Here is an 18,334-nt window from a genome sequence, read left to right as displayed (position 1 = left end):
CGGCCATGACCGCTGCGACCACCCCGAAGGGGGAGAGACGGCGCGCCGCGCTCGTCGAGGCCGCCGCGAAACTGCTCGTCGAGGGCGGGTTCGACGCCGTGCGGCACCGGGCGGTCGCCGAGCGGGCCGGCCTGCCGCTCGCGTCGACGACGTACTACTTCGACTCGCTGGAAGACCTGGTCACCGCGGCCGTCGAGCACCACTCGAACGCCGAGCTGGCGACCGGCCGCCGCCGGCTGGAGGAGCTCGCGACCCGCAACCGCGGCGTGCAGGCCACCGTCGACCTGGTGCTGGACATGCTGCTCGGCCCGGAGAGCGGCGACCCGGCGGCCGACGCCGAAGCCGTCCTCCTGCGGTACGAGCGGCTGGTGGCGACCGGCCGCCGCCCGTACCTGCGGCCGCTGATGCGGACGCTGTCGGCGCAGCTCAACGAGCTGCTGACGGAGATCTTCGCCCGCTCGGGCACTCCGGTCACCGCCATCGAGCTGGAGCGGCTGGTCGCGCTGGTCGACGGCGCCGTCGTCAACGCCCTGATCGCGGTCGACCCGGAGCCCCGCGCGGCGGCGGCCCGGATGCTCCAGGCGGCGCTGGAGCCCGCCGCTCACGACCGGGCGCGCTGAGCTTTCTCCAGGTCTTCGCGGGCCTTCGTGACCAGGGTCAGCATCGCCTGTTCGGCCGCGGCCGGGTCGCCCGCGACGATCGCGTCGAACACCTTCCGGTGGCTTGGCACCGGGTCTTCCGCGGTCGAGGCGCCGTGCACCACCTTGTCGCGCTCGGCCAGCCCGATCGCGATGATCCGTTCCATCCGCATCAGGAAGTTGTTGTGCGTGGCGGCCATCAGCCGCCGGTGGAAGGCGAGGTCGGCCTGGACGCTCGCTTCCGGGTCGTCGCCTGCCGCGGCCATGTCCGCGAGCGCGTCCCGCAGCGCCTCGACGTCTTCCTCGGTCGCCCGCCCGGCGGCGATCCGGGCGGCGGCGGGCTCGACGACCGCCCGGACCTCGGTCAGCTCGTCGAGCAACCCGGGATCGTCGGCGGCCGCGGTCTGCCAGCGCATGACGTCGGCGTCGAGCATGTTCCACTTCTCGCGCGGCTGGACGAAGGTGCCGCGCTTCTGCCGGGCGTCGATCATGCCCTTGGCCGCCAGCACCTTCAGCGCTTCGCGCAGCGCGGTCAGGCTGATGTCGAGCTCTTCGCGCAGCGCGGGCAGGTCCAGGACGGTGCCCTCACCCCACTCGTCGGAGAGGATCCGGCTGGCCAGTGCCTCCACGGTCTGGCCGTGCAGCCCGCGTGGCCGGTGTTCGGTCAATGGAGGGCCCTCTCAGCAGGCAGGTGGTGACCGCATTATGGATGCAGGGTCAAGGCAGCGAAACCGGCAGCACGAACGTCGGCGACCCCGTCGGGTAGTACCGCAGCTCCGCCTCGCCGGACGCGGTCAGCGTGAACGCCGTGATGGCGTCCTCCGACTGCGCGGCCACGTAACAGGTCCCGTCCACCAACGCGAAGTGCCGCGGGTTCGCGCCGCAGGGCTGGTCGGCCACCGCGGCCGCGTCGTCCAGCGCGAACTCCGTCACGCAGTCCGGACCGCGGTTCGACACGTACAGGCGCGAGTCGGCCAGTTCCAGGTGGGCCACCAGGTTGGGCTTCACGGAGGACAGCGTCGACGGCGTCGACGCGACCAGCTCGAAGGCGCCCGGCGCCTTCTCCCGGACCGTGATCAGCGTGCCGGCCAGCTCGCCGACGACGTACGCCAGGTCCGTGCCCGGCCGGCGCACCAGCTGCCGCGGTCCCGTGCCCGGCGGCAGCGAGGACACCGCCAGCGGTTCGAGTTCGCCTGAGGACGTCAGCGTGTAGCTGCGGATTTCGTCCGTGCCCAGGTCGACCGCGCTCACGAGGGAACCGTCCGGCGACGGGACCGCCATGTGGACGTGCGCCGCTTCCTGGCGGTCGGCCACCGGGCCGCTGCCGCTGTGCTGGACCAGCGCGGTCCGGGCGGCCGGCTCGCCCGAGCCGGTCAGTGAGAACACCGCCACGCTGCCACCGGTGTAGTTGGCGCACAACAGGAACCGGCCGTCCGGCGTCACCGCCAGGTGGCACGGGTGCGCGCCGCCCGTTTCGGCCGTGCCGATGACCGACAACTCGCCCGACGGCGAGATGGCCAACGCCGTCACGCCGCCGTCTGCGGTCTCGTTGGCCGCGTACAGCACCGGCAGCGACGGGTGGCGCACCAGCCACGACGGCGATTCCAGCGGCAGCGAAGCCACTTCGCGCAGCGAGCCGGACGGCGACCGCGAGAGCGTCGTGATCCCGGTGCCGTTCCCCGCGTCGCCGGTGTAGCACCCGACGAAGACCAGCTCAGCCATGCGCGCTCCTCAACAGCGTCTCGACCCGGGCGGTGATCTCCGCGGCGGTGCCGCGGGTCAGCGCCGAGCCGATCCCGCAGGCGACCGCGCCCGCCGAGAGCCAGCCTGGCACGTCTTCGGGGCCGATGCCGCCGGTGGGCACCAGCGGGGCCTGCGGCAGCGCCGCCCGTACGTCCGACACCCACGACGGCCCGAGCGCCGACGCCGGGAACACCTTCACCGCGTCGGCGCCTTCCTCCAGCGCGCACGATTTCGGTCACCGAGCCGGCACCGGGGAGGGCCGCCGCGCCGTAGCGGTGCGCGGTCCGGATCACCGCGCTGTCCACCGACGGTGACACGAGGAACCGCGCCCCGGCGCGGATCGCCAGTACCGCGGACGTCTCGTCGAGCACCGTGCCGGCCCCGATCGTGGCGTCCGGGTAGGCGGCCGTGAGCTCGGCGATGGCGTCGAGCGCGCCCGGGTTCGTCAGCGGCAGCTCGACCGAGCGCAGCCCGGCCTCGAGGACTGCGCGGGCCGCCGCCACCGCAGACTCCGTGTCGCGCGTGCGCACGATTCCGACGACGCCCTGGCGCAGCGCGTCGGTCATGATTTCCCACCGGTGGTTGATGGCACAGTCTACGTTGTGAAATCTTAAATTAGGATTTATTCTGGTGCTCCGAGGACGGGAGAGGCGATGCCCACAGCGGTGGTGACCGGAGCGGCGTCCGGGATCGGGGCGGCGACCGCGCGGAAACTCGTGGAAGACGGCTACCGCGTGCTAGGCGTCGACATCGCCGAGCTCCCCGACGGCGTCACGCCGGTCCGGGGTTCGGTGAGCGACGAGGCGACCTGGGCGGCCATCGGCGAAGTGGACGCCCTGGTCAGCAACGCCTACACGCCCAGCACCGGGCCGCTGCACGAGATCGGCCGGGCCGAGTGGCAACGCCAGCTCGACGTCAACCTGACCGGTACCTACCTCGCCGTGAAGGCGTGCCTGCCGTCGCTGCGGGCCCGGCGCGGCGCGATCGTGCTGGTCTCGTCGGTGCACGCGCACTTCGGCCTGCCGGGCCACCCGGCGTATGCCGCGAGCAAGGGCGCGCTCGTCGCGCTCGCCCGGCAGCTGGCCGTCGAGTACGCACCCGGGGTGCGGGTCAACTCGGTGCTGCCGGGGCCGGTGCTCACCGAGGCCTGGAACCGCATCTCGCCCGAGGACCGCGAACGCAGCGCGCGGGCGACGCCGGCGGGCCGGCTCGGCGACCCGGCCGAAGTCGCGAACGTGATCGCGTTCCTGCTGTCGGCCGCCGCGTCGTTCGTCACCGGGGCCGAGCTGACCGTCGACGGCGGCTGGTCCGCCGCCAAGGATTCCGCGTAGAAAGTGGGGGACCCGGGTGAAGATCACCGCGATCGAAACGTTCCTGGTCGCGCCGCGCTGGCTGTTCCTCAAGGTCAGCACGGACGAGGGGATCAGCGGCTGGGGCGAGCCGGTGGTCGAGGGCCGCGCCGCGACCGTGCGCGCGGCCGTGCACGAGCTGTCCGAGCTGCTCGTCGGCCAGGACCCGCTGCGCATCGAGGACCACTGGCAGGTGCTGCGCCGCGGCGGGTTCTACCGCGGCGGTCCGGTGCTCTCCAGCGCCCTCGCCGGGTTCGACCACGCGCTGTGGGACATCGCCGGCAAGGCCCGCAACGCGCCGGTGCACGAGCTGCTCGGCGGCCCGGTCCGCGACCGCGTCCGGGTCTACAGCTGGGTCGGCGGCGACCGCCCGGCCGGCATCCGCGAAGCCGTGACGGCTCAGGTCGAGGCCGGGTTCACCGCGGTGAAGATGAACGTCGCCGGCCCACTGACGGCGATCGCCTCCCCGGCCGAGGCCGAAGCCGCGGTGGCACGCGCGTGGGAAGCGCGCGAGGTGCTCGGCCCGCACCGCGACCTCGCCATCGACTTCCACGGTCGCGTCTCGCCCGCGATGGCGCGCCGGCTGGTGCGCATGCTGGAGGACGTCCAGCCGATGTTCGTCGAGGAGCCAGTGCTCCCGGAGACCCAAGGCGACGCACTGCGCGCGGTCGTCGAGGCGTCGACGGTGCCGATCGCGGTCGGCGAACGGCTGTATTCGCGCTGGGAGTTCAAACCGGTGCTCGACGCCGGCGTCGCGGTCGTGCAGCCCGACCCGTCGCACGCCGGCGGCATCTCCGAGCTGCGGCGGATCGGTGCGCTGGCCGAGATGTACGGCGCTTCGCTGGCCCCGCACTGCCCCCTTGGCCCCATTTCGCTGGCGGCGTCGCTGCAGGTCGCCTTCGCGACGCCGAACTTCCTGATCCAGGAACAAAGTGTGGGCATGCACTACCACGAGGGCCGGGAACCCACGTACCTCGCCGATCCGTCGATCTTCGCCTTTCAGGACGGTTACGCGGCCCGGCCGCCCAAGCCCGGCCTCGGAATCGAAGTGGACGAAGAAGCCGTCCGCCGGGCTGACGAAACCGGGCACAGCTGGCGGTCGCCGGTGTGGCGCCACGACGACGGTGGCTTCGCCGAGTGGTGAAACCCCGGGCCGCTACCGCGCTGACCTGCGCAGGTATCGTGAGGGCGTGACGGACAAGCCCCGCATTCCGAACGTGCTCGCCGCCCGCTACGCCTCGGCGGAGCTGGTCTCGCTCTGGTCGCCGGAGCAGAAGGTCGTCCTGGAACGACAGCTCTGGCTGGCCGTCCTCAAGGCCCAGCGCGACCTCGGCGTCGAGGTGCCGGACGGCGTCGTCGAGGCCTACGAGCGGGTGCTCGAGCACGTCGACCTCGAGTCGATCGCCGCCCGCGAGCGCGTCACCCGCCACGACGTCAAGGCGCGCATCGAGGAGTTCAGCGAGCTCGCCGGGCAGGAGCACGTCCACAAGGGCATGACCTCGCGCGACCTCACCGAGAACGTCGAGCAGCTGCAGCTGCTCCGGTCCCTCGAGCTCGTGCGCACCCGCGTCGCCGCCGTGCTGGCGCGGCTGGCCGCTCTCGCCGTCGAGCACGCCGACACCGTCATGGCCGGGCGCTCCCACAACGTCGCCGCCCAGGCCACCACCCTCGGCAAGCGGTTCGCCGCGGCGGCCGACGAGCTGCTGGTCGCCTTCGAGCGGCTCGACAACCTCATCGAGCGCTACCCGCTGCGCGGCATCAAGGGCCCGGTCGGCACCGCGCAGGACATGCTCGACCTGCTCGGCGACGAGTCCACTTTGGACCAGCTCGAAGACCGCGTCATGCAGCACCTCGGCTTCGGCCGCCGGTTCGTCAGCGTGGGCCAGGTGTACCCGCGCTCGCTCGACTTCGACGTGCTGTCCACTGTGGTCCAGCTCGCCGCCGCGCCGTCCAGCCTGGCCAAGACCATCCGGCTGATGGCGGGCCACGAGCTGGTCACCGAAGGCTTCAAGCCCGGCCAGGTCGGCTCGTCCGCCATGCCGCACAAGATGAACACCCGCTCGTGCGAGCGCGTCAACGGCCTCGCCGTCGTGCTGCGCGGCTACCTGTCGATGATCGGCGAGCTGGCCGGCGACCAGTGGAACGAGGGCGACGTCTCCGACTCGGTCGTCCGCCGGGTCGCGCTGCCGGACGCGTTCTTCGCGCTCGACGGCCTGCTGGAGACGTTCCTCACGGTGCTCGCCGAGTTCGGCGCCTTCCCGGCGGTGATCGAGCGTGAGCTCGATCGCTATCTGCCGTTCCTCACCACCACGAAAGTGCTCATGGCGTCGGTCCGCGCCGGCGTCGGGCGTGAGACGGCCCACGAAGCGATCAAGGAGCACGCGGTCGCCGTCGCGCTCGAGATGCGCGAAGGCCGCGCGGAGAACGACCTGCTCGACCGCTTCGCGGCCGACGAGCGCCTCCCGCTCGACCGCGGTGAGCTGGACAAACTGCTCGCCGACCGGATCTCGTTCACCGGCACGGCCGGGCGTCAGGTCGCCCAGGTGGCCGAGCGCGTCGCGCAGATCCTCGAGCGGTTCCCCGAGGCCGCGGGCTACGCGCCGCAGCCGATCCTGTGAGCTGACACACGAGTCCACGGACTGGAACGAATCCACTCGAACGGGCGAAATCCCTAATCTCGATCGCTGACCACGGAGCGCTGCCGGGCGCTTGTCCTCACCATGGAAGAAGCGATGAGATCCACGCTGTCCAAGATCGCCGCCGTCCTGACCGCGGGCGCGCTGACGTTGACCCTCGCCGCCTGCGGTGGCTCCGACCCGGGGTCGACCACCCTGCGCGTCGGGACGCTGAGCGACGCCCCGCCGTCGATCTACCTGGAGAACGGCCGGTTCACCGGCTACGACAACGAGCTGCTGCGCGACATCGCCAAGCGTGAAGGCTTCGAGGTCGAGTTCGTCGGCACCGAGTTCGCCAGCCTGCTCGCCGGCGTCGCGGGCGGCAAGTTCGACATCGGCAGTTCGACGATCTCGAGCACCGAGGCGCGCAAGAAGACGGTTGCCTTCTCCAACGGCTACAACACCGGCTTCACCACGATCGTCACGGCGAAGGGCGCGAACCTCAAGGACGTCGCCGCGCTGGGCGGGAAGCGCCTCGGCGTGGTCCAGGGTTCGGTGCAGGACGAGTTCGCGGGCAAGGTCGCCGGTGCCCAGGTCGTCCGCTTCCCCGACTACAACGCGGGCTTCGCGCAGCTGAAGAACGGCACCCTCGACGGCTGGGTCGTGCCGCAGGACATCGGGCAGAAGTACCTGGACCAGAACCCGAACGTCCCGCTGGAGCTCGGGTACACCGTCGAGGACAAGGACACCCCGTCGGCGTTCGCCGTGGCCAAGAAGAACACGGACCTGCTGAACAAGCTCAACGACGGCCTGGCGAAGGCGATCGCGGACGGCACGGTCGCCCGCATCTACGGGCAGTTCTACAAGAACACGCCGCTGTCGAAGGAACTCCAGCAGGGCGGGCCCGGCCTGCCCGTGAAGAACCTGGGTGCGTGACATGAAGAAGCTGATCGTCACCGCACTGGCCGCCGCCCTCACGCTCACCGCCTGCGGTGGGTCGGACAGCGCTTCCGCGACCCTGCGCGTGGGTACGCTGAGCGACGCGCCGCCGAACATCTACCTCAAGGACGGCAACTACACCGGCTTCGACAACGAGCTGCTCAAGGCCATCGCGGTCAAGCAGAACCTGAAGCTGGAATTCGCCGCCACCGACTTCTCCGCGCTGCTCGGGCAGGTCGCGTCGGGCCGCTACGACATCGCCAGCTCGGCGATCGCGCAGACCGACGAGCGCAAGAAGACGGTCGACTTCTCCGCGGCCTACGACTTCGAAACGATGAGCATCCAGGCCAAGCAGGGCACGCCGATCACCGACGAGAAGGGCCTGGCAGGCAAGCGCGTCGCCGTCATCCAGGCGACCGTCGGCGATCACTGGCTGACCGGCACGGTGCCCGACGCCCAGGCCGTGCGCTTCCCCGACTACGCCGCCGCGCTGACCGCGTTGAAGAGCGGCGCGGTCGACGCGTACATCCTGGACCAGTCCATTGCCGAGAAGAACGTCACCGACAACCCGGACGCCAAGCTGGTCGTCGTGAAGAGCTTCGTCACGGACGTGCCGCACGGTTTCGCGGTGAAGAAGGGCAACACCGAGCTGCTGGGCAAGATCAACGACGGGCTCAAGCAGGTGATCTCCGACGGGACCTGGCTTAAGCTGCACCAGCAGTTCCTGCCGACCGCTCCGGTGCCGGCCGGGTTCCAGGGTTAGGAGAAGCATGAAGAAAACACTGGTCACGGCGCTCACCGCGACCCTGCTGGCCGCCCTCACCGCGTGCGGCGGCTCGGACAGCGGCGACGGGAAGACCCTGCGCGTCGGCACGCTCAGCGACTCGAAGCCGAACGCCTACCAGGAGAACGGCAACTACACCGGCTTCGACAACGAACTCCTGAAGGCCATCGCGGCCAAGGAAGGCTTGAAGCTCGAGTTCGCCGCGACGGAGTTTTCCGCGCTGCTCGGCCAGGTCGCGAACGGCACGTTCGACATCGGCAGCTCCGCGATCTCGCAGACCGACGCCCGCAAGAAGACCGTCGACTTCTCGGCGCCGTACAACTACCAGGCCCTCGGCATCGAAGCCAAGGAGACCGCCGGCATCACCGACGAGAACTCGTTGGCGGGCAAGCGGATCGGCGTCGTCCAGGGCACGGTCTCCGACAGCTGGCTCGGCTCGAACGCGCCGACCGCGCAAGCCGTCCGGTTCCCCAACGACGCCGCCGCCCTCAACGCCCTCAAGACCGGCGCGATCGACGGCGCGGTGTTCGACCAGGCCACCGCCGAGGACTACGCCAAGAACAACCCGGACGCGAAGCTCAAGGTGACCAAGGCGATCACCACGACCATCCCGCACGGATTCGCCTTCCGGAAGGGCAACACCGAACTGATCGGCAAGATCAACGACGGCCTCAAGAAGGTCATCGCGGACGGCACCTGGGTCAAGGTGCACGACCAGTTCGAGCCCACCGCGCCCGTGCCCGCCGAGTTCAAGCCGGGGCAGTAGTCCACAATGGACGACTTCGTCAACACGTTCCTCGACTGGGACTACATCTCCCAGGTCCTGCCGGACCTGCTGAAGACCGGTCTCCTGAACACGCTGATCCTGTCCGTGTCCTCGGCGCTGATCGGCACCGTGGTCGGCATGGTGCTCGCGGTGATGGGCCTGTCCACCAAGTGGTGGCTGCGCTGGCCCGCGCGGGTCTACACCGACATCTTCCGCGGCCTGCCCGCCATCCTGACGATCCTGCTGATCGGCCAGGGGCTCGGCACGCTCGCCCGGGACGTCGTCGGCACGAACCCGTACCCGATGGGCATCCTCGCGCTGTCCCTGATCGCCGCCGCCTACATCGGCGAGATCTTCCGGGCCGGCATCCAGAGCGTGGACAAGGGCCAGCTGGAAGCCAGCCGCGCGCTCGGGATGAGCTACACCAAGTCGATGCTGCTGGTGATCATCCCGCAAGGCGTCCGGCGGGTGCTGCCGGCGCTGGTGAACCAGTTCATCGCGCTGGTCAAGGACTCCAGCCTCGTCTACGTGCTGGGGCTGCTGTCCGGGCAGCGCGAACTGTTCCGGATCGGCCAGGACCTCGCGGCCAACACGGGCAACCTGTCGCCACTGGTCGCCGCGGGCGTGTTCTTCCTCGTGATCACCGTGCCGCTGACGCACCTGGTCAACTACATCGACAAGAAGCTCCGGACCGGCCGCAAGGTGCGCGCCGACGAGCCGGGCGACGGAGACGAGCTGGACCTGGTCGCCAGCGGGAAGGTCAGCTCGTGACGACGGCGGTGCGTTCGTCCAGCGTGGAGCTACGGGACATCCACGTCAGCTTCGGCACGCTCGAAGTCCTGCGCGGGGTCGACCTCCACGTGGAGAGCGGCAAGACGACGTGCGTCATCGGCCCGTCCGGCTCCGGCAAGTCGACGCTCCTGCGCTGCGTGAACCGGCTTCAGGAGCCCGACTCCGGCGACCTGCTGCTCGACGGCGAATCGGTGATCAGGTCCGACCCCGACGCCCTGCGCCAGCGCGTCGGCATGGTGTTCCAGCACTTCAACCTCTTCGGCCACCGAAGCGTGCTGGACAACATCGTGCTGCCCCTGCGCAGCGTGAAGAAGCTGAGCAAGGAGGAGGCGTCGGCGATCGCCCGCGCCCGCCTGGCGGAGGTCGGTCTCGCGGACAAGGCACCGTACCGGCCGAGCGCGTTGTCCGGTGGACAGCAGCAGCGCGTCGCGATCGCGCGGGCGCTGGCGATGGACCCCGAGGTGATGCTCTTCGACGAGGCCACCAGCGCCCTTGACCCCGAGCTGGTCAAGGGCGTGCTGAAGCTGATGGCGGGCCTGGCGTCGCGGGGGCTCACCCTGATCGTGGTGACGCACGAGATGGGCTTCGCCCGCAGCGTCGCCGACGAGGTGGCGTTCATGGACGCGGGCCGCATCGTCGAGCAGGGACCGCCGGCGCAGCTCTTCGACGAGCCCCAGAGCCCGCGCCTGCAGCGGTTCCTTTCGCAGGTGCTCTGAGCGTTCGGTGATTGCGCGGGACGCCGCCGGCTGACACGGTGACCCGATGCTGAACGAGGTGGCCGACGGCGTTTGGGTCCGGCAGAGCGAGTGGGTCTGGAGCAACACCACGGTGGTGCGCGGGGAAGCCGGGCTCGTCCTGGTCGACCCCGGCATCGAGGGTGCCGAGCTGGCCGGGCTCGCCGACGACCTGGACCGGCTCGGCATCCCGGTGGTCGCCGGGTTCTCCACCCATCCGCACTGGGACCACCTGCTCTGGCACCCCCGCTTCGGCGACGTCCCGCGGTACGCCACCGCCGCCGGTGCCCAGGCGGCCGGCGAAGCCCGCGAGCGGGCGCAGGCGATGGCGGCGGAGAGCGCGTCAGGCATCCCGCTCGACCTGATCGGCCGCCTCACCCCGCTGCCCGCGGACGGCGGAGGGGTGCCGGGCGAGATCATCGAACACGACGCGCACGCCGTCGGCCACGCCGCCGTCCTGCTCGCCGACCGCGGAGTCCTGCTCGCCGGCGACATGCTTTCCGACGTCCTGATTCCGCTCCTCGACCCCCGCCGCCCCGGTCAGGAAAGCGTCTACCCGGCGGCACTCGACCGGCTCGAGGAGGCTGCCCGGCACGTCGACGTCGTGATCCCCGGCCACGGCGCCGTGGCCACGGGACCCGAGGTGGCGGCCCGCTTCGCCGCTGACCGGGCCTACCTCGACGCGGTGCGGCGCGGCGAGGAGCCGGCCGACGAGCGCTGGGGCCGGCGCGCGTAGCGGCGCCCCGAAAAGAAGACGCTTCGGCGGCCGCGGCCCGAGTAGCCTGCGGAGATGGCGAGAATCGCTCGGCTGACCTACTACCCGGTCAAGTCCTGCGCGGGCACCGACGTGCCGTCCGCCCAGGTGACCGAAACCGGGCTCGCGCACGACCGCGTCTTCCAGGTCATCACGCCGGACGGCGACATCCTCACCCAGCGGCCGCACCCGGTCATGGCGACCGTCCGGCCGCAGGTGATCGGCGACAGGCTCGCGCTGTCCGCCCCCGGCCGTGAAGACGTCGTCTTCGCCATCCGGCGTGACGGCCCGCGGCGCCCGGTGTCGATGCTCACCTGGCACGGCGAAGGCGTCCGGCAGGATCCCCGGGCCGACGAGTGGTTCTCGGACCTGCTCGGGCGGCCTGCCGAACTGATCGGCGTCACGCCCGACCACGACCGTGTCAGCGGTGGTGAGTTCCCGGGCCGGGCCGCGTTCGGCGACGCACACGCCGTACTGCTCGCCTCGGAGTCCTCTTTGGACACTTTGAACGAGCGGATCGCGGCCGCCCAGGGCGAACCCGTTCCGATGGACCGCTTCCGCCCCAACATCGTCATCGCCGGCTGGGCCGAACCCCACCGGGAGGACGAAGCCCGGGAGCTGGAAGCGGGCACCGCGATGTTCGGTTACGCCGAGAAGTGCGTCCGCTGCACGGTCCCGATGATCGACCAGGAGACCGGCGCGAAGGCCGGCCCCGAGCCGATCCGCACCCTCGCGACCTACCGGCGTGGCCCGACCGGCGGTGTCGTCTTCGGCATGAAGGCCGCGGTGCTGCGGCCGGGTCAGGTCGCCGTCGGCGACGAGGTGATCGTGCACTCCTGGGCCGGCCCGAGCCCGAGCACGGCCGCCGCCGAGCCGCCGTTCACGGCGACGGCGAGGCGTCCGGCCGAATCGGTGTAGAGCACCGGCGAACCGGCGGGCACGTCGGCGAAGGTGCGCCCGAGCACCGTGGTCACCGCCACGCGCTCGCTGTGCACGGAAACCGCACCGGAGAGGCCGGAGAGCTCGAGGTCCGCCGGGGTCGCCGCCAGCTGGACGTTCCCGAAGTGGTCGACCGTCAGCACCTCCGACACGAGCTTGCCGGGGAAGGCGGCGACGAACGGCTCCGGCATCGCGACCAGGCCGTCCACCGGGTCGCCGAAGTCCGACGGCGCAACCCCCAGCGCCAGGTGCGCGGCCGCGGGCGCGAAGACGTCCCGCCCGTGGAACGTCGCCGACGTGGCCGGCAGCCGCAGCGACGGCTCCGCCAGCTCGTAGGCCGCCCGGACCCCGCCCAGCGCCTGAGCGGCGGGCAGCAGGAGGCCGTTGTCCGGCCCGACCAGCAGCCCGTCCTCCGCGACGACGACCACGCCGAGCCGGGCCGTGCCGACCCCCGGGTCGACCACGGCGACGTGCACCGATTCCGGCAGGTAGGGAACCGTCTGGGCCAGTGCCATCGCCCCGTGCCGGATGTCCTGGGCGGGCACTTCGTGGGTCACGTCGATCACCCGCACCGCGGGCGCCAGCCGCGCGATCACGCCGTGGCAAGCCGCCACGAAGCCGTCGCGCAGGCCGTAGTCGGTGGTCACCGAGATCCAGTCGTACGCCATGCGAGCATCATCCATGGTGGCGGAGGGTGCCCGTTAGGGTTCAGCGCGTGACACCCCTCCCCATCCCCGAGCGGCTCGCCACCGGCAAGGTCCGCGACCTGTTCGCCGTGGGCGACGACCACCTGCTGGTCGTCGCCTCCGATCGCATCTCCGCCTTCGAGCGCGTCTTCCCCACCTCGGTCCCCGGCAAGGGCCGCGTGCTCACCGCGATGAGCGTGTTCTGGTTCCGCGAGCTCGCCGACGTCCTCCCGAACCACCTCGTCGCCTGCGACGGGCCGCTGATCCCGGAGTCCGTCCGTGGCCGGGCGCTGCTGGTCGAACGGCTCGACATGCTGCCGGTGGAGGCGGTCGTCCGCGGCTACCTCACCGGCCGCGGGTACTCGGACTACCGCCGGTCCGGAGAGGTGTGCGGGCTGCCGCTGCCGGGCGGGCTGGCCGAGTCGGCGCGGCTGCCCGAGCCGATCTTCACGCCGTCCACCAAAGCGCGACCGGGCGAGAAGGACGAGAACATCGACTTCGACACGTGCGTCTCGGTGCTCGGCCGCGCGCTCGCCGAGGAGGTCCGGGAGGCGTCACTGGAGCTCTACCGCCGGGGCGCCGCGCGCGCCGCGGAGCAGGGCCTGCTGCTGGCCGACACGAAGTTCGAGTTCGGCATCGGGGCCGGCGGCGGGCTCGTGCTGGCGGACGAGCTGCTCACCCCGGACTCGGCCCGCTACTGGCTCGCCGACGGTCACCGGCCCGGCATCCCGCAGCCGTCGTTCGACAAGCAGCACGTGCGTGACTGGCTCGTCGGCCCGGCGTCCGGGTGGGACTGCGTGTCGCCGCTCCCGCCGCTGCCACCCGAAGTGGTGACGGCCACGCGCGACCGGTACATCGAGGCGTACCACCGCATCACCGGGCTTTCGCTGGCAGACTGGCCTCGTGATCCTGCTGATCTGCGGCAGCCTGCGAGCCGGCTCGGGCAATGCGGCGGTGTTGGGGACCGTCGCGACCCTCACCGTGAGCAAGACGTACACCGGCCTCGGCGACCTGCCGCACTTCAACCCCGATGACGACCGCGACCCGCTGCACCCCGAGGTCGCTTCCCTGCGTGCCGCGATCAAGGAAGCCGACGCGGTCCTGATCTGCACGCCGGAGTACGCGGGCGGGCTGCCGGGCTCGTTCAAGAACCTCCTCGACTGGACGGTCGGCGGTGGCGAGCTGTACGGCAAGCCGGTGGCGTGGATCAACGCCTCCTCGATCGCGGCGCCGACCGGCGGCCGGGACGCGCACGACTCCTTGCGCAAGGTCCTGACCTACGCGGGCGCGAAGATCGTGGAAGAGGCGTGCGCGCGGATCCCGGTCTCGCGCGCGGACGTCGCCGACGGCCAGGTGGCCGACCCCGACCTGCGCGGCCGGATCGCGGTGGCGGTCATGCACCTGCGGGCCGCCGGCTGAGCTTTACGGCAACGGTCGCCCGCCCGTTCTGCGCAGTTCACGGGAGTGTCAGCCGCGTGCGTCCCAATGGAGGCCGTGGACGCTCGCTTGCTGGTTTCGCTGTCGGGAATCACCCCGCGCACGCTGCACCGGTGCGCCGACCTCGCGGCCGAGCTCGACCGCCGCAAGGTGCCGCTCTCGGTGCTGTACGCCGCCCGCACCGGCGACGGCCCGGTGACGGAGTGGGTGCGTACCCGCGCCCGCCGCGGTGATTCCGTGCTGCTGCACGGCTACGACCACACCGTGACGCCCACGCACCGCACGGTGTACCTGGGCAAGCGGGCGGAGTTCGCGACCCTGCCGGCGCACGAGGCACGCCTGCGGTTGATCGCGGCGAAGGCCGCGCTGGACAACGCGGGGTTGTCGGCCGACGGCTTCGCGCCGCCGCGCTGGATCGCCTCCCAGGGCACACTGCAAGCACTGGCGGAGCACGGTTTCCGGCTATGCGCGGACCTCGGCGCGGTGCGGGACCTCGTCACCGGCGAGGTCCGCCGCGCGCGGGTCCAGGAGTTCACGAGCCAGTCGCACCGCACCGAGACGGTGCGCTGCTTCGCGCTGGTGCTGGCGGCCGCGCGGTCGGCTCGCCGGGGCGGGCTGGTCCGGCTGGGGGTGGATGCCACGGACCTGACCCGCCCCGGCCTCCGCCAGGCCCTGCTCGACGCGGTGGACGTCGCCCTGGAGAACCGCGCGTTCGGCGCGACGTACGGTTCGCTGCGCGCGATCGCGGCCTGAACGGCCGCGGGGCCACGCTTCACTCTGGAGTTGTCAAACACCGCCCCTGCCGGGGTTGGCGCTCGTTCGTGACCGAGTGCGCCGGGCTCGGGTCGAGGAGCACGTCGAGCCGGCCGAAGGCCACGTCGACCGCCGGAACGAGCGCGGCCGCGTCGGTGCCGGCGAGCCGGCTGCCCGCCTGGTAGCAGGCCACGGCGAGCTGCGCCGCCAGCACCGCGACCTCCCTGGGCGTGCCGCGCTCCAGCAGTAGCGCTTCGCCCAGCTCGGCGAACCGCTGCAGCTTCCGCGCGCTGCGGTCCTTGAGCTCCGGGTTCTGCTCCACCAGCCGCTGGTGCATCTCGTAGTGCGCGTCTTCGGCCGCTTCCGCGCACACCTCGAGCACCAAGGCGCGAACCTGCCCCAGAGCCGCCGGAAGACTCTGTGGTGCCTCGTCGGGCAACGCCCGCTGCCGCTCCGCCAGCTGGTTCAGCAACTGCTGCTCATCCGCAAACACCACCTCCTGCTTGTCGCCGAAATACCGGAAGAACGTCGTCCGCCCCACCTCTGCGCGCTCCGCGATGTCTGTGACCGTGACCTCGGTGAAGCCGCGCTCCGCGAACAACTCGAAGGCGGCCTCGACGATCTGCTCACGAGCCTGTTTCTGCTTGCGCTCCCGCAGTGAGGGGCGTTTTTCCATGTCTCCAAGGTAGCGGATCCGGTATCGAGTGCGCTACGGTACTGAGTACCAATTCGAATCGAGTACCCGATCGAGTGACGAGGGATGGGACCATGACCGAACCGGCGAAGACGCTGCTCATGACGGGCGCGAGCCGCGGGCTGGGCCGGGCGGCGGCCGAGCGGCTGCTGCGCGACCGGCCGGACCAGCTGTTGCTCGTCTTCGTGCGCGGGGAGGAGGCTGGTCACCGGCTCGCCCGGGACCTGGCCGCGCGCACGGGGAACGCGAACGTCCGGGCGGTTCCGTGCGACCTCGGCTCGCTGGCGGAAGTGCGCGCGGCCGCGGAAACCGTGCGGAAGCTGCTCGACGAGCGGGAGATTCCCCCGCTGGCGGGTGTCCTGGCCAACGCGGGGGTGCAAACGGCGTCGGCCACGAAGGCGACGGCGGACGGGTTCGAGGCGACGTTCGGCATCAACGTCCTGGCGAACTACCTGCTGCTCCGCCTGCTCGCGGACAGGCTGGAGCCGGGCGCGCGCGTCGTGATCACGGGCAGCGAGTCGCACTTCGGCGACTTCCGGCACAACATGGGTCTCGTGCCGGCGCCACGGTGGGCCGATCCGCGAAGCCTCGCCAAGCCGGGCACCGGCCCCGAGGCCGAGGCCGAGACCGTGACCGCGGGGCGGCGGGCCTATTCGACGAGCAAGCTCGGCGTGCAGTACCTGGTGCACGCGCTCGCGAGGCGGCTTCCGGGCATCGACGTCTACGCCTACACCCCCGGGCTGGTGCCCGGCACGGGCCTCGTCCGCGACGCCGGCGCGATCCAGCGCTTCGGCTTCCGGTGGCTGCTCCCGCTGCTGTGGGCGACGCCCATCGCGTCCAGCCCGAAGGCCGCGGGCGCCGGGCTGGTCGCGGCCATGACCGTGTCCCGGCCCGCCGAGTCGGGGGCGTACCTCGACCGCGGCCGGGTCGTGCCGTCGTCGGCGGAGTCGTACGACAAGGAGCGGGAGGAGGAGCTGTGGCAGCGCGCGGCCGAGTTGTGCGGCGTGCCGGTCGGTTCGTGACCGGCACGCCCGGTGGCCTAGAACTTCGCGGGTTCGCCCCGGTCGAGCACCTTGACCTCGGTGCCTTCGGGCGCGAGGTTCCCGAACAGGCCGTAGTGCATGGCCGGGCTGGCGAGCACGGCCTCGTGGATGGGAACGGCCACCCGCGGCGCGACCGCTCGCAGGTAGTCGACGGCTTCGCCGGCCTTCAGCCACGGCGCGCCGGTCGGCAGGCCCAGCACGTCGATCTTCTGGTCCGGCACGAAGAACGAGTCGCCGGGGTGGAAGAAGGCGCCGTCGTCGAAGACGTACCCGATGTTCGGGATCACGGGGATGTCGGCGTGGATGACGGCGTGTTCCCCGCCGACGGCCTTGATCGAGGTGTCCCCGACGGCGAAGGCGTCCCCGACGTTGGCGACGTCGAATTCGAGGCCCAGCTTCTCGACCTCGGGCGCGGACCCGGGATCGACGATCAGCTTGGCGCCCGGGTTGGCTTCGAGGACCCCGGGCAGCCGTTCGACGTCGAGGTGGTCGAAGTGCTGGTGCGTGATGAGCACGGCGGACAGCTCCCGCTCACCGTCGAAGCCGGTGGAGAACTTGCCCGGGTCGATCAGGATCCGCTCGGAGCCGGTCTCCAGCAGTACGCAGGCGTGTCCGAAATGGACGATACGCATCGATGGTTCTCCTTTGCGAGTGAACAACTCCAGCCTAGTCCCGCTCAGAGCTTCCCGGTGAGCAACGCGTCGCCCAGCTCCGTCCGCCGGTACAGCACCCGGTGTCCACGTCGCTCCGAGGCCAGCAACCCCGCTCCGCGCAACGCTGTCAGGTGCGCCGAAACCGTGGCCGGCGCCAGGTCGTGCCGGCGGGCCAGTTCGGTCGTGGCCGCCGGGCGGTCGAGGGTCGTCAGCAGCAACGCCCGAGTCCGGCCGAGGATTTCGGCCAGCGGTTCCGGCGGGGCCGCGGACGAAGTCCACAGCGCGGCCACGCCGCGAGCCGGGTACAGCAGCGAAACCTGCCACGGCGGCACCGTCACCACGCCCACGTTCGGCCAGGCGAACACCGCCGGAATCAGCAGCAGGCCCCGCGAGTCGATCGAAAGCCGTTCCCGGGCCCGGACGTCGACCAGCACCGACGTCCCCGACAATCGGACGCGCGGGTGGAGCTCTGCCAGCATGCCTGCGAGCCCGCCCGAGCCGAGCTGCCGCGTCCGGAACGCGATGTCCGCCGCCAGCAGCTCGCGCAGGCGGGGCCACTCGGGGGCGAGCAGGGCGTTCCACACCGTCTCGAGCTGGCCGGCGAGCAGGTCGCGCGCGGCCGCCGGGTCGGCGGGCAGGTGGGAGAGGTCCGCGTCGACCATGCCCAGTTCCAGCGCCACCTGCGCCGGCGGCGTCGCGCGGACCACCTCGAGCTGCGCTTCGGCGGTCGTCTCCGGACCATCGGGCGGCGGGCTCAGGAACTCGGTGATGTAGTGCCGGGCGCTCAGGACCGCGGCCAGCTCGGGAACGTCGGGCACGCCGGACAGCCACGGCAGGTGCGTCGGGTGCGCGCGGACGCCGAGCAACGTCTGGATCGCGCCGAGGACCTCCTCCAGCGGCGAGATCGCGAAGCGGACGCGTTGCGCACCGGCCGCCGTCAGGACCAGCTCGATCATGACTGATTCGCTCTCACCCGAATCAGTGTGCCGCAAGGCCGAGGCGCGCGAGCGTGTGC

Annotated in this window: 21 protein-coding genes and 1 pseudogene; 15 read left to right on the top strand and 7 right to left on the bottom strand. The window is 71.4% G+C overall.

Translation table 11 applies throughout. The features are described from left to right. Positions 1-5 precede the first annotated feature (5 nt). Positions 6-620, top strand: a complete 615-nt coding sequence (locus I4Q55_RS46030) for a TetR/AcrR family transcriptional regulator (RefSeq protein ID WP_206784481.1) — start codon at positions 6-8, stop codon at positions 618-620. On the opposite strand, the gene I4Q55_RS46025 is transcribed toward I4Q55_RS46030, so the two are convergent. The 3 genes and pseudogenes from I4Q55_RS46025 to I4Q55_RS46015 form a co-directional block, all read right to left on the bottom strand. Continuing rightward, complete coding sequence (locus tag I4Q55_RS46025; RefSeq protein WP_206784482.1) at positions 602-1,306, bottom strand: FadR/GntR family transcriptional regulator; 705 nt, start codon at positions 1,304-1,306, stop codon at positions 602-604. The two genes, I4Q55_RS46030 and I4Q55_RS46025, sit on opposite strands and share 19 nt — an antisense overlap. A gap of 49 nt (positions 1,307-1,355) precedes the next feature. Beyond that, a complete protein-coding gene (locus I4Q55_RS46020) occupies positions 1,356-2,360 on the bottom strand; it encodes a beta-propeller fold lactonase family protein (RefSeq protein ID WP_206784483.1) in 1,005 nt (334 codons plus the stop codon). Next, positions 2,353-2,947 (bottom strand): annotated as a pseudogene (locus I4Q55_RS46015) (bifunctional 4-hydroxy-2-oxoglutarate aldolase/2-dehydro-3-deoxy-phosphogluconate aldolase). The gene I4Q55_RS46020 and the pseudogene I4Q55_RS46015 overlap by 8 nt, the downstream one beginning before the upstream one ends. 87 nt (positions 2,948-3,034) lie before the next feature. On the opposite strand from I4Q55_RS46015, the gene I4Q55_RS46010 reads away from it, so the two are divergent. The 10 genes from I4Q55_RS46010 (at position 3,035) to I4Q55_RS45965 (ending at position 12,032) form a co-directional block, all read left to right on the top strand. Beyond that, positions 3,035-3,712 (top strand): SDR family NAD(P)-dependent oxidoreductase, encoded by a 678-nt coding sequence (locus tag I4Q55_RS46010; protein ID WP_206784484.1) that lies wholly within the window; start codon positions 3,035-3,037, stop codon positions 3,710-3,712. Positions 3,713-3,728: 16 nt separating this feature from the next. Continuing rightward, positions 3,729-4,874 carry a galactonate dehydratase gene (gene dgoD / locus I4Q55_RS46005; protein WP_206784485.1) on the top strand — a complete coding sequence of 382 codons (1,146 nt, stop codon included), beginning with the start codon at positions 3,729-3,731 and terminating at the stop codon, positions 4,872-4,874. A gap of 46 nt (positions 4,875-4,920) precedes the next feature. Next, positions 4,921-6,348, top strand: coding sequence for an adenylosuccinate lyase (purB, locus tag I4Q55_RS46000; RefSeq protein ID WP_206784486.1), 1,428 nt, complete (start codon positions 4,921-4,923; stop codon positions 6,346-6,348). A 114-nt stretch (positions 6,349-6,462) separates the two neighbouring features. Then, on the top strand, positions 6,463-7,281 hold the full coding sequence (locus I4Q55_RS45995; RefSeq protein ID WP_206784487.1) for an ABC transporter substrate-binding protein: 819 nt from the start codon (positions 6,463-6,465) through the stop codon (positions 7,279-7,281). 1 nt (position 7,282) lies between these two features. Next, positions 7,283-8,047, top strand: a complete 765-nt coding sequence (locus tag I4Q55_RS45990; protein ID WP_206784488.1) for an ABC transporter substrate-binding protein — start codon at positions 7,283-7,285, stop codon at positions 8,045-8,047. Positions 8,048-8,054: 7 nt separating this feature from the next. Then, entirely contained in the window at positions 8,055-8,834 is a 780-nt protein-coding gene (locus I4Q55_RS45985; protein WP_206784489.1) for an ABC transporter substrate-binding protein, read from the top strand. A gap of 6 nt (positions 8,835-8,840) precedes the next feature. Continuing rightward, entirely contained in the window at positions 8,841-9,605 is a 765-nt protein-coding gene (locus tag I4Q55_RS45980; RefSeq protein ID WP_206784490.1) for an amino acid ABC transporter permease, read from the top strand. Beyond that, a complete protein-coding gene (locus tag I4Q55_RS45975; protein ID WP_307793098.1) occupies positions 9,602-10,342 on the top strand; it encodes an amino acid ABC transporter ATP-binding protein in 741 nt (246 codons plus the stop codon). Before I4Q55_RS45980 ends, I4Q55_RS45975 begins: the two co-directional genes overlap by 4 nt. A gap of 46 nt (positions 10,343-10,388) precedes the next feature. Continuing rightward, a complete protein-coding gene (locus I4Q55_RS45970) occupies positions 10,389-11,096 on the top strand; it encodes an MBL fold metallo-hydrolase (protein ID WP_206784491.1) in 708 nt (235 codons plus the stop codon). A 54-nt stretch (positions 11,097-11,150) separates the two neighbouring features. Then, positions 11,151-12,032 (top strand): MOSC domain-containing protein, encoded by an 882-nt coding sequence (locus I4Q55_RS45965; protein WP_206784492.1) that lies wholly within the window; start codon positions 11,151-11,153, stop codon positions 12,030-12,032. Here I4Q55_RS45965 and I4Q55_RS45960 read toward each other — a convergent pair. Beyond that, the gene (locus I4Q55_RS45960; RefSeq protein WP_206784565.1) at positions 11,915-12,721 is read right to left on the bottom strand and encodes an S-adenosyl-l-methionine hydroxide adenosyltransferase family protein; all 807 of its coding nucleotides are present in this window, start codon (positions 12,719-12,721) and stop codon (positions 11,915-11,917) included. The two genes, I4Q55_RS45965 and I4Q55_RS45960, sit on opposite strands and share 118 nt — an antisense overlap. A gap of 47 nt (positions 12,722-12,768) precedes the next feature. Between I4Q55_RS45960 and I4Q55_RS45955 the strand changes: the two genes are divergently transcribed. From I4Q55_RS45955 to I4Q55_RS45945, 3 genes are all read left to right on the top strand, one after another. Further along, a complete protein-coding gene (locus tag I4Q55_RS45955; RefSeq protein WP_206784493.1) occupies positions 12,769-13,773 on the top strand; it encodes a phosphoribosylaminoimidazolesuccinocarboxamide synthase in 1,005 nt (334 codons plus the stop codon). Then, on the top strand, positions 13,694-14,158 hold the full coding sequence (locus tag I4Q55_RS45950; protein WP_206784494.1) for an NADPH-dependent FMN reductase: 465 nt from the start codon (positions 13,694-13,696) through the stop codon (positions 14,156-14,158). The genes I4Q55_RS45955 and I4Q55_RS45950 overlap by 80 nt, the downstream gene beginning before the upstream one ends. Positions 14,159-14,224: 66 nt before the next feature. Continuing rightward, a complete protein-coding gene (locus I4Q55_RS45945) occupies positions 14,225-14,929 on the top strand; it encodes a DUF2334 domain-containing protein (protein WP_206784495.1) in 705 nt (234 codons plus the stop codon). Positions 14,930-14,948: 19 nt separating this feature from the next. Here I4Q55_RS45945 and I4Q55_RS45940 read toward each other — a convergent pair whose 3' ends face one another. Continuing rightward, positions 14,949-15,605, bottom strand: a complete 657-nt coding sequence (locus I4Q55_RS45940) for a TetR/AcrR family transcriptional regulator (RefSeq protein ID WP_206784496.1) — start codon at positions 15,603-15,605, stop codon at positions 14,949-14,951. Between the two features lie 92 nt (positions 15,606-15,697). Here I4Q55_RS45940 and I4Q55_RS45935 point away from each other — a divergent pair, with 92 nt between their 5' ends. Further along, positions 15,698-16,645, top strand: a complete 948-nt coding sequence (locus I4Q55_RS45935; RefSeq protein ID WP_206784497.1) for an SDR family NAD(P)-dependent oxidoreductase — start codon at positions 15,698-15,700, stop codon at positions 16,643-16,645. Between the two features lie 17 nt (positions 16,646-16,662). Here I4Q55_RS45935 and I4Q55_RS45930 read toward each other — a convergent pair whose 3' ends face one another. Then, complete coding sequence (locus I4Q55_RS45930; protein ID WP_206784498.1) at positions 16,663-17,298, bottom strand: MBL fold metallo-hydrolase; 636 nt, start codon at positions 17,296-17,298, stop codon at positions 16,663-16,665. A 44-nt stretch (positions 17,299-17,342) separates the two neighbouring features. Beyond that, positions 17,343-18,275 carry a DUF5937 family protein gene (locus I4Q55_RS45925; protein ID WP_206784499.1) on the bottom strand — a complete coding sequence of 311 codons (933 nt, stop codon included), beginning with the start codon at positions 18,273-18,275 and terminating at the stop codon, positions 17,343-17,345. Positions 18,276-18,334 lie beyond the last annotated feature (59 nt).

Origin of the sequence: Amycolatopsis sp. MtRt-6 (genome assembly GCF_017308975.1) — a bacterium.
Classification (GTDB): domain Bacteria; phylum Actinomycetota; class Actinomycetes; order Mycobacteriales; family Pseudonocardiaceae; genus Amycolatopsis.
Note: the sequence above shows the minus strand (reverse complement) of the source record. Positions and strands in the feature narration are given on the sequence as shown.